The sequence below is a fragment of the Shewanella sp. SR1 genome, assembly GCF_020447145.1.
GTDB lineage: Bacteria > Pseudomonadota > Gammaproteobacteria > Enterobacterales > Shewanellaceae > Shewanella > Shewanella baltica.
In genome coordinates this window covers 21011-32194 of record NZ_JAJAEF010000035.1, presented here as the reverse complement: position 1 = coordinate 32194, position 11184 = coordinate 21011, and the positions used below count along the sequence as shown (strand labels likewise).

General features: G+C 45.8%; 4 protein-coding genes and 1 pseudogene. 3 read left to right on the top strand and 2 right to left on the bottom strand.

All coding sequences use genetic code 11. The annotated features are described in order from the left end of the window. Positions 1-123: 123 nt before the first annotated feature. Complete coding sequence (locus tag KV201_RS20880) at positions 124-1395, bottom strand: sugar MFS transporter (protein ID WP_226060448.1); 1272 nt, start codon at positions 1393-1395, stop codon at positions 124-126. Between the two features lie 127 nt (positions 1396-1522). Further along, positions 1523-3151 (bottom strand): alpha-glucosidase family protein, encoded by a 1629-nt coding sequence (locus tag KV201_RS20875; RefSeq protein WP_226060446.1) that lies wholly within the window; start codon positions 3149-3151, stop codon positions 1523-1525. A 495-nt stretch (positions 3152-3646) separates the two neighbouring features. Between KV201_RS20875 and KV201_RS20870 the strand changes: the two are divergent. The 3 genes and pseudogenes from KV201_RS20870 (at position 3647) to KV201_RS20860 (ending at position 11150) form a co-directional block, all read left to right on the top strand. Further along, a pseudogene (locus KV201_RS20870) lies at positions 3647-6468 on the top strand (TonB-dependent receptor). 120 nt (positions 6469-6588) lie between these two features. Beyond that, positions 6589-8877 carry a glycoside hydrolase family 13 protein gene (locus KV201_RS20865; RefSeq protein WP_226060444.1) on the top strand — a complete coding sequence of 763 codons (2289 nt, stop codon included), beginning with the start codon at positions 6589-6591 and terminating at the stop codon, positions 8875-8877. Next, positions 8874-11150, top strand: a complete 2277-nt coding sequence (locus tag KV201_RS20860; protein ID WP_226060443.1) for an alpha-amylase family protein — start codon at positions 8874-8876, stop codon at positions 11148-11150. The genes KV201_RS20865 and KV201_RS20860 overlap by 4 nt, the downstream gene beginning before the upstream one ends. Positions 11151-11184: the final 34 nt, after the last annotated feature.

Here is an 11184-nt window from a genome sequence, read left to right as displayed (position 1 = left end):
ATGAGACCGCACCTGAGTTTGGATATGGAAACACCCAATCAGGTGCATAATAGAAAAGGCCAGCTACTGGAGCTGGCCTAGAAACTGTCAACCTATCTTAGGACGGGACAGCCAGTTAACCCATTACATTTTTGAGCCTTTAGAGCCGTAGAACAGGATAAAGCCATAACAAATCACGGGCAGAATAAAGGCGAGTTGCACGCCGAGGTTATCCGCTAACATGCCTTGGAATAAAGGTAGAATCGCCCCACCCACAATTGCCAGACACAAAATGCCACTGCCCTGTGAAGTGTGTGGACCTAAATCACGCAGCGCTAAACTGAAGATCGTTGGAAACATAATCGAGTTAAATAACCCCACCCCAAGAATTGCCCACATAGCAAGGCTGCCAGTGGTTGTCATCGCCACAACCACAAGTAACGCCGCCATAAAGGCATTAAACGCAAGCACTGAGCCAGCCGGCACTTTTTGCATTACCACAGAGCCAATGAAACGTCCCACCATAGCGCCGCCCCAGTAATAGGCGATGTAATGGGCGGCTTCAGCTTCTGGCATACCGGCAATATGGCTTTCACCTAAGAAGCTGACCAAGAAGCTACCGATAGACACTTCGGCACCGACATACACAAAAATACCCACAGCGCCGAGCACTAAGTGCTTGCTTTGCAAGGCACTGGTTTTACCTAGATGGGTTTGGACTTCACCTTGAACACTTTCATCATGCTCGCGGATCACTGGTAAATCTAACTTCGCAAAAATCAGCGCTAAGATAGCCAAGGCGCCAGAAAGTAACAGGTATGGCAGTTTTACCACTTCCGCTTCGGCGCTTGCGTGGGCTAAATCGCTTGATACAGAACTGGCGACAGAAAGAATTAACATGGCACCAAAGAATGGTGCGACTGTTGTACCTAACGCATTGAAAGCTTGCGTTAAATTCAAACGGCTCGAGGCCGTTTCGCTACTGCCTAAGGCGTTAACATAGGGGTTGGCTGCCACTTGTAGGATAGTGATGCCAGATGCTAGAACGAATAACGCGCCAAGAAACAGATTGTAGGTCGCTAGCGTGGCCGCTGGATAAAACAGCGCACAGCCAATACTCGCAATCACAAGACCGGTAACAATCCCCTTTTGATAACCCAGCTTTTTCACTAAGTTACCGGCGGGGATCGACACTAAGAAGTAAGCACCGAAGAAACAAAATTGGATCAACATGGCTTGAGTGTAATTCAGCGAAAACACCGCTTTAAGATGCGGGATCAGAATATCGTTCAAACAAGTGATAAAACCCCACATAAAAAACAGTGAAGTCAATGAGATCAAGGCAAAACGATAACTGCCCGACCCATTTTCGCCAGTGCTGCTCGTGTAGCTACCGGTATTAATTGATGACGCCATAGTTATTCTCTCTGTATGTTTTTATTATCAGGAACTCAGTAAGGTTACATTCCCCAGTGTGCCCGTGGGCGGCTTTACGTCGAATAGTGGGCTTGGGTATATAACACCTCAGCCGAATAAAAATGAATCATTTTCCGTTTAAAACTGCATAAAAGCTGGCAAATGCCGAAAACTTCAGCTGATTGTTTTCTATTTGTGCGGTTTTCAGGCCATGTCCCGTCAATATTTCACTAAATTTAAACTGTGATAAATCCAACTCAACATTGTTATCGCCTAAGTTGAATCCGACGAATATTTTGAGCTCTCCTAAGGTGCGGATGAAGGCCAAGATGGGCTCGTTGGTATCCACAAATTGGATATCGCCTTCAACCAACACTGGATGTAATTTACGCCAAGCAAGAAAACGTCGATAACCGTTAAGCATGGAATCTGCATCTGATTCTTGTACATCCACCGCTAACGCTTGATGCGCAGGGGCGATCGGCAACCAGGGTGAAACCTCACTAAAACCGCTAAAATCGGCGCCTTGTTGCCATGGCATTGGCGTACGGCAACCATCACGGCCTTTAAACATAGGCCAGAAGGTTTTGCCAAAGGGATCTTGCAACTCATGGTATTCAATCGGCGCTTCGGTTAAACCAAGTTCTTCACCTTGATAACTACACACACTACCGCGCAGTGAACTTAGCATGGCATTGAGCATTTTGACCATGTCAGAATTCTGTTTACCCTGCCCCCAACGACTCGCCACGCGCTGCACATCATGATTACCGATAGCCCAACAAGGCCACCCATCACCTATGCTCGCTTCTAATGCTTCTACGGTTTGGCGAATATAAGCGGCACTGTAATCGTCTGTCAGTAGCTCAAAACTGTAGGCCATGTGCAGGCGATTTTCACCCTTAGTGTAAGCCGCCATCACAGCTAAAGAGTCTTCTGCCGACACTTCACCTAAGGTCACCGCACCAGGATAACGATTGATAAGCTTTCGTAAATCTTCAATAAACGCGATAGTTTGCGGACGGTCATTATTGTAGTAATGATATTGATAGGCGTAAGGGTTATCTTCGCTAAAACCTCGGCCTTGACGTTTATCCTTAGGTTTTGCCGGATTGTCCCTGAGCTGTTCATCGTGATAACAGAAGGTAATCGCATCTAAGCGAAAGCCATCAACGCCTTTTTTAAGCCAGAATTCAACATTATCCAGCACAGCTTGGCGCACGTCAGGATTATGGAAGTTGATATCGGGCTGGCTACGCAGGAAGTTATGTAAATAGTATTGTTGTCTGCGCGGTTCCCATTCCCAAGCACAACCGCCAAAAATCGCGAGCCAGTTGTTAGGCGCAGTGCCGTCTTCCTTAGGATCGGCCCACACGTACCAATCCGCTTTGGGATTCGTACGGCTCTCGCGGCTTTCAACAAACCACGCATGCTGATCAGAGGTATGACTTAATACTTGATCGATAATGACCTTAATGCCTAAGCCGTGGGCTTTTTCAATCAATTCATCGAAATCATGCATAGTGCCAAAAAGAGGGTCCACTTCGCGGTAATCACTGATGTCGTAGCCAAAATCTGCCATCGGCGATTTAAAGAAAGGTGAAATCCAGATAGCATCGACATTGAGGCTCGAAATGTAGTCCAGCTTAGTGATAATGCCACGCAAATCACCAACGCCATCACCATTCGTATCTAAAAGGCTACGCGGATAAATTTGGTAAATCACCGCACCACGCCACCAAGTTAACTCACTCATTGTTGCCCCTTTATCGTTATTCTACAGCGATCATTCCCTAACACACTCACGCAAACAGTTATCGTTTTGTTACTGCAGAGTAAAGGTATCGCGGCTTATTTTGTGTCACCGAGCATACGTGAAGAGGGAAATAAGGTTCAATACACCTGCATACGTATGCAGAAGACCTCGCCATAAATAACATTGAGCCCCAACTCACCTTACCATTTATTAACAAACACTTAATTGCAAAATAAAATCATTTTACTCCATGAGATTTCCCTCAATTAACGGCTATTCTTAACTCAACGAGGTATTGAATACGTATGCACTCAGTTGTTCCGCCAAGAAGCTCGGGAGTAGTATCTTCACCGTTGCATAACAATTTGGTCATAAACGCAGCACTTATGCAGTCAATTAAGCGCCCAGATACCAAAAAAAGGCCGCAAACATAACGCGGTGATAACGATAAAACGCTCTACAAAGCGATAAAGCGACTCCAAGGGGAAGAGAGATATGATGCGATTTAAACCCAGTTTGCTAACCTTAGCGCTCATTGCCGCAGGTGCGAGTATGCACTCCTATGCGGCAGATGAAGTGACCACAGATAAAGAAGCGAAAGCGAAAGAAGCTGCAATTGAAGTTATTGAAGTAAAAGGTTTTAGAACCAGTGTCATCAAGTCATTAAATGATAAACGTTTTGGAGATACCGTCTCTGAATCGATTTCAGCCGATGATCTTGGCGCCCTTCCCGACCAGTCAATTGCTGATGCGTTAACTCGTTTACCCGGCGTGACTGCAGTCCGTACTGGTGGACAAGCAAGCGGCCTCAACATTCGTGGTCTTGATGGTGATTTTGTCTTTGCAACACTTAACGGACATGAACAAGTTACTACGGGTGGTAAACGCGCGATTGAGTTTGACCAATACCCATCAGAATTGATTAGCCAAGCCGCAGTATATAAAACGCCTAAGGCCTCGCTCATTGAAGGTGGCGTTGCTGGTACTGTAGAGTTAAAAACCGCAGATCCACTAAAAAGCGACAAAGACCAATCATTTAATATCAATGCTCGCGGCAGTTTTAATGACAGAGCCGATGAAATCTCTGATGCCGAGCAGTATGGCAATCGCCTCAGCTTAGCCTATCAAGGAAAATTCCTAGAAGACACGCTCGGTGTGGCGCTAGGCTATGCCCACCTTTATCAACCTTATGTTGCAAGTCAGTTCATTGGCTTACGTTTCAACGATGATAAAAAAGATGTCAATGGCGACGGTGTTGCCGAATCAATCAGTGAAGGTTTTGAGTTACAGCAAAAAGGCGGTGATGATACACGTGATGGTTATATGGCGGCTATCCATTGGCAACCGACAGACAGCCTCAGTGTAAAAGGTGATTTATTCCATTCAAAATTCACTTCCGAAAACTTTGCCCGTGGCTTTCGCGTTAAGTCATTAAAAAACGGCACGATCAGTGATGCAGTTGTCGAAAATGGCTCTATGACTGGCGGAACCGTATCAACCGATGGTACTGATAACTTTGCCGTTTTGTTATCAATGATAACGACTCAAAGTATTCAGAACTGACGTCTGGCTCAATCAATATTGAGTGGAATAATGGCGGCGCCTTAACGGTTGCAGCTGATGTTAGCTATTCAAAAGCCGATGGTGAATTCGTCAACGGTGGTACGCGTGCCGTGTTATATGATGATTTAGGTAATGAAGTACGTTCAGCCGAATCAATTAATTATCAACTACATGGCTTAAACCCTGCCGATGTTAATTTCTCAAACGACTATACCAATACGGCAACCTTGGGTTTAAAAGAAGTGGGTATGTGGCCATACGATCAGCAAAATGATCTTGTCGCCTATAAGTTAGATTTTAACTACGTGTTAGATTCTAGTTTCTTATCTTCTGTCGATTTTGGTCTGCGCTACTCACAGCGTGAGTTTAATGCTCAACGTTCACAAGCGGGATATGGTTTTGAATTTGGTAAAAACCCAACTAATCAACCTGTGCTTCAAATGAACACTGACATGACAAATGTCGTCAACTTTGGCGGAGAATTGTCTGGCTACCCGAACTTCCTTTCCGTTGATTTCAACAAAGCCATTGAACTGGTTAACGCACAGTTAACCGCGACAGGGCAATCACCTTTTACCCCAACGGCCAATTGGTCTAATAACTGGACCATGATCCAAAGTGGTTCGGTTAATGAAGACGTACTAGCCGGTTATGTTCAGGGTAATCTTGATTTTGACTTAGGTGATATTAAAGTCACGGGTAACGTGGGTGTGCGTGTTGTGCACACAGACCAAAGCAGTAAAGGTCTACAACAAGTTGGCTATGGTCTAGGTGAAGCGATTACCGATGAACTTGGGGTGATCAGTAACGACTATATTCGTAACGAGATAGGTAAAACCTATACCGATTACTTGCCGTCGATTAACTTGAGCTTCCACCTCACTGAAAATGATCAACTGCGTTTTGCTGCAGCTTCTGTGATGTCACGTCCTCCAATCGACAAGCTGAAATCAGGCATGGGATCTTGGTATGACGATTCAGCCACACCGGGATACAAAAAATACAATGCTTGGGGTAATACCAGTCCGCTACTTGATCCATTTTATGCCGATCAATACGACTTATCTTACGAACACTATTTTGAAGATTCACAGGGTGCAGTTGTCGTAGCCTTGTTCTACAAAGATATTAAATCCTTCATCAACAACTTCACAATCCAACCTTATGACTTTGAAGGTAATGGATTTATTGTTCCCGATACTATTGTCGATAATGGTGTTGAGTTCCCTGTGGTGAAAGATGAAGGTCAATATCAAACTGCGATCAACAACGACAATGGCGGCTATATTCGTGGTGTTGAGTTAGGTTATACCCAAGTCTTTGATTTCCTACCATCACCACTCAGTGGTCTTGGTTTCACTGGTAGCTACTCGTATTCAGACAGTGAAGTGGAATTTACAACAGATTTAAGTGGTTCAAACTTAACAATTCCATTACCAGGTTTATCAGAAAGCGTACTGAACACAACCCTGTTCTATTCACTAGATGGTTTCGATACTCGCGTCAGCATGAGATATCGTAGCAGCTACGTTTCAGAACAAGTGGCAGTTGAATCACAACTCGCCTTCTTCGATGCCGAAACGATTGTGGATTATCAAGCTTCATACGCTCTGGAAAATGGACTTAAGTTCTTATTCCAAATTAATAACTTAACTGATGAACCGAACAAAACCTATTTTGGTGAAGAACATCAGACAGGAACAATCCAATACTTCGGTAGACAGTACTTCCTAGGGTTAAGTTACTCTTTATAAGTTACCCAGAATAAAGCCTGCTTCAATTAAGAAGCAGGCTTTTGCTTATGTAGATTTCAGCGATGTTAAACTTCATCATGCCAGCGCATTTTACTTCTCTATCTTTAAAAGGCTTACATTATGATCCGTCAAAACTGGCTAATAGCGCTTTATTTATCCGTAGTTTACTGTTCATTTAATCCTGTCCATGCGAACACTCTAGAGCCGAAGATATCGACGGACGTTAAACTTGAACCCGCTTTTTGGTGGGCGGGGATGCACAATCCTGAGTTACAGTTGATGCTGTATAGCCGCGATTTCCCTAGCTTACCGCAGCAGCTTAAGGTTGATATCCAAGGACAAGGCATCACGCTAAAAAGCCTTGAACACACTGATAACCCGCATTATCTGTTTATCAATTTAGATCTTAGCCAAGCTGCGCCGCAAACCTTTGAGCTGGTGATTTCAAGCACTGAGTCGGCTTCAAAAACCAACACGCCTCTTTATCGCCTGCCCTATACGTTGCAAGCGCGTGCTGAGGGCAGTAGTGAGCGCCAAGGGTTTAGCAATAAGGATGTGATTTACCTTATCACCCCGGATAGATTCGCCAATGGCGACACCAGTAATGACAATCAGGTCGATATGCTAGAGCAAGTTGCGGCTAACTCTCCTAGCAATCTTAGCAATCCCAGCACCCCCTATTATCCCGATGCTCGCCATGGCGGCGATATCGCCGGGATCAGTCAGCACTTAGCGTATCTGGCAAAACTCGGGGTGACTCAGTTATGGATCAATCCACTGCTTGAGAATAATCAAGCCCAGTATTCATACCACGGTTACTCAATTACCAATTTATACCGCGTCGATCCCCGCTTTGGCAGCAACGAGGATTATAAAGCCTTAGTCGCTAAGGCAAACAAACTTGGTCTTGGGGTAATTAAAGATGTTGTCGTGAATCATATCGGCTCTAATCATTGGTGGCTCAACGATTTACCTAGCCAAGACTGGCTCAATGACGCCACAAAAACGCAGCTACATAATCGCGAATCCAAGACTTACTTGATTCAGTCTGCCGAAACTAAATCCAGTGCTATTAAATCCAGCGTTACCAGCCCCCGTTTCACCAGCCATAGGCGCACTACAGTGCAAGATCCCTACGCGGCAGCGCAAGATCATATTGATTTTGTCGATGGCTGGTTTACCGACACTATGCCGGATCTGAATCAAAGCAATCCCAAACTGGCAACCTATCTTATCCAAAACAGTATTTGGTGGGTCGAGTACGCAGGACTTTCAGGGATCCGCGAAGATACTTATTCCTACGCCGACAAAGGGTTTCTCGCTAAATGGTCTAAGGCCGTAATGACTGAGTACCCGAATTTTAATATTGTGGGCGAAGAATGGACCGCAAACCCCATCACAGTGTCCTATTGGCAAAAGGGCAAAATCAATGCCGATGGCTATACCTCAGATTTACCCAGTTTGATGGACTTCCCGCTATATGAAAAATTAATTGCCAGCCTCAATGAGCCAGAAACTTGGGACACAGGTTTTATCAAGCTTTACGAGATGTTAGCCAACGATGTTGTGTATGCCGATCCCAGTCAACTAGTGCTATTTGAAGGCAATCACGACACCAATCGTATCTTCAGTTTAGTGAAAGAAAATATAGACTTATACAAGATGGCACTCACCTATGTACTGACCGCCAAACGCATTCCGCAGCTGTTCTACGGTACAGAAGTGTTAATGACCAGCCCGACAGAAGGCCGTCACGATGGCGTTGTGCGCAGTGATTTCCCCGGCGGTTTTGCCAACAGTGCCACTAACGCCTTTACCGGCCAAGGGCTGAGTGAACCCCAGCGACAAGCACAGCAATTTGTCCGAACCCTACTGAATTATCGTAAACAATCTCCTGCGCTACAATCGGGCGACTTACTGCACTTTGTGCCGCAGGATGGCGTCTATGTGCAATTTCGCTGCGTATTAAATGTGCCATTATCAGCTGAACAAAAAGCCGAGGCGCTTAAGTCACTAATACAAAACATTTCTCTAACCCAACACAATGCCTGCACTCAGCCCTCGGCCGACAAAGTCATGGTGATTTACAATAAAAATGAAAAGATAGTCACGCTAGATATAAACCGCTTTGCCAGTGTACTTGGCGATAGCGGCGCCGCTACTGACATCATCAGTGGCAAAACCGTTTCACTCAATCAAGCGATAACATTGCCCCATGCAGGGGTCACTATCCTCGAGCTTAAGCCTAATTCTAAGTCTAAGACTAAGTCGCCGCAGAATGCTGGCTTGCCGAGCAGCCAAGATTCAATGCGCTCTAGGAATCAAGCTAACGCTTTAACGCGCGCTCAAACTAACAACAGTGCTAATAACTTAGCCAAACACTCAACTCAAAAAGGAACTCAGTCTTGAGCTTTTTATCGCCTATCGATTCCAGAGTGACTCAGAGCCAACAAGCGGCTAAATTTCCCATAATGGCTTTACTGTCCAAAGCAGCGAAAGCCCCGCAGCGCCGACAGTCGCGGCATTCATCACTCAATTTATGTCTACAGTCTTTGTTTAATGCCTCTTTATCTAGTGCAGCTTTATTAACTGCTTCGCTTTTTTGCTTATCGGCCAATGCAAATACCTCGGCGCAGGTGCTTGATAATGAGTTACAGCCAAAGTCTGAGAGTGAGGTTATGACGCTAAAACCTGTGGTATATCAGATTTTTACTCGCCTTTATGGCAATAAAAACCCGACGAATAAACCTTGGGGCACGATTGCCGACAACGGTGTCGGCAAATTTAATGATATCGACGATGTTGCACTCAATAGCATCAAGGACCTAGGCGTCACCCATGTGTGGTACACGGGCGTTCCGCACCATGCATTGATTGGTGATTATAGTGAGATTGGCGTAAGCGCGGATGATCCCGATGTGGTCAAAGGCCGCGCTGGATCACCCTACGCAGTCAAAGATTACTACAACGTCAATCCCGATCTGGCGGTCAATCCTGCCAACCGTTTAGCCGAGTTCGAAGCGCTGATTGCCCGTACCCATCAACACGGCTTAAAGGTGATTATCGATATCGTGCCAAACCATGTGGCGCGCCATTATCAATCGGTCAGTAAACCCCAAGGCGTGCGCGATTTTGGCGAAGATGATGATACCAGTCTGGAGTACGCCAAAAACAACAACTTCTATTACGTCGTTGATAACAGTGTGAAGGGAACGAAAGGACAAGCGCATGCCTTTGAGATGCCAAGCTTACCCGCAGAGCTTAAACCGCTTGGCGGAGAAGCTCACCCCTTAAGTGACGGTAAATTCGACGAATTTCCCGCAAAGTGGACCGGCAATGGCTCACGCTTAGCCAAGCCCGATGCTAATGATTGGTACGAGACAGTTAAAATCAATTACGGCGTACGCCCCGATGGCACCTATGACTTCCCTCGCCTGCCAGCCAAATTCGCCACTTTTACTGAGGCGCAGCATTACGCTTTCTGGCAACAACACTTAGCCGAGCTCCCAAGCTCTTGGATTAAATTCAATCAGATTGCCCAATATTGGCTTGCAAAAGGAGTCGATGGGTTTCGATACGATATGGCCGAAATGGTGCCAGTGGAGTTTTGGAGTTACCTCAACAGCCAGATAAAACACACTAATCCCGATGCCTTTATCTTGGCCGAGGTCTATAACCCTAAGTTGTACCGAGATTATATCCAGCTTGGAAAAATGGATTATCTGTACGATAAGGTCGATCTTTACGACACCCTAAAAGCCGTGATGGCGGGTAAAACCAGCACAGCTAATATCGCGGCGGATCAGGCAAAAGTGCACGATATTGAATCCCACATGCTGCACTTTTTAGAGAACCACGACGAGCAACGTATTGGTAATGCATCATTTTTAGCATCGCTACAAACAAATAAACCAACGAATAGCTCCCTAGAGACCCAAGCCGTAAATCCAAACTATGCCCTGCCCGCTATGGTAGTGTCGGCAACGATAGGCACTTCACCAACGTTAGTGTATTTTGGCCAAGAAGTGGGAGAAGCCGCCATCGACAATCCTGGCTTTGGTCACGCATCACGCACCAGTATTTTTGACTATGTTGGTGTCCCCGCCCATCAGCGCTGGATGAACAATGGCAAGTTTGATGGTGGACAATCAACGGCGCAGGAAACATCGCTGCGGGCTTACTATCAAAAGCTATTGAATCTAAGCACAGGCCAAACTGCGCCTGCACTGTTAGGCCAATATTATTCACTCGATGCCGCGAATCGCAGCAAGAAGAATGCGACTCAAAGTCATATCATTGAAAATAACAGCGCTCAAAGTATGAGTACTCAAAAGAGCACTGCAAACGAAACAGGCTATGACGACAGCACCTTCGCCTTTGCCCGCTTCGAGGCGATATCTCCGACCTCAAAGCAGACTCAAAAGTTGATTGTGGTCAGTAACTTCAGTCAGACCGAATCAAAAGCCTTACAGCTCAAGCTCCCCAAAGAGCTCATCCATCAGTGGCAATTAAAGGACGGCGTATATCCGCTTAAGGATTTACTCGAAGATCATGAAACAAGCCAGCTGCAGCTTGAACAAGGCAAAGGCAAGATAGCGCTCACCCTAGCCCCGCTGTCGTCGGCGATTCTCTCGCTCATCGTTGTAGCAGATGAGCGGAAAAGTGGGTCCGCGAGTAAGTAACTGAATGAGCAAGCGGATAAATAAGTAAGCGGCT

Coding starts and splice junctions, on each gene's coding strand:
- KV201_RS20880 (WP_226060448.1), bottom strand. CDS start 1,395: ATGGCGTCATCAATTAATACCGGTAGCTACACGAGCAGCACTGGCGAA.
- KV201_RS20875 (WP_226060446.1), bottom strand. CDS start 3,151: ATGAGTGAGTTAACTTGGTGGCGTGGTGCGGTGATTTACCAAATTTAT.
- KV201_RS20865 (WP_226060444.1), top strand. CDS start 6,589: ATGATCCGTCAAAACTGGCTAATAGCGCTTTATTTATCCGTAGTTTAC.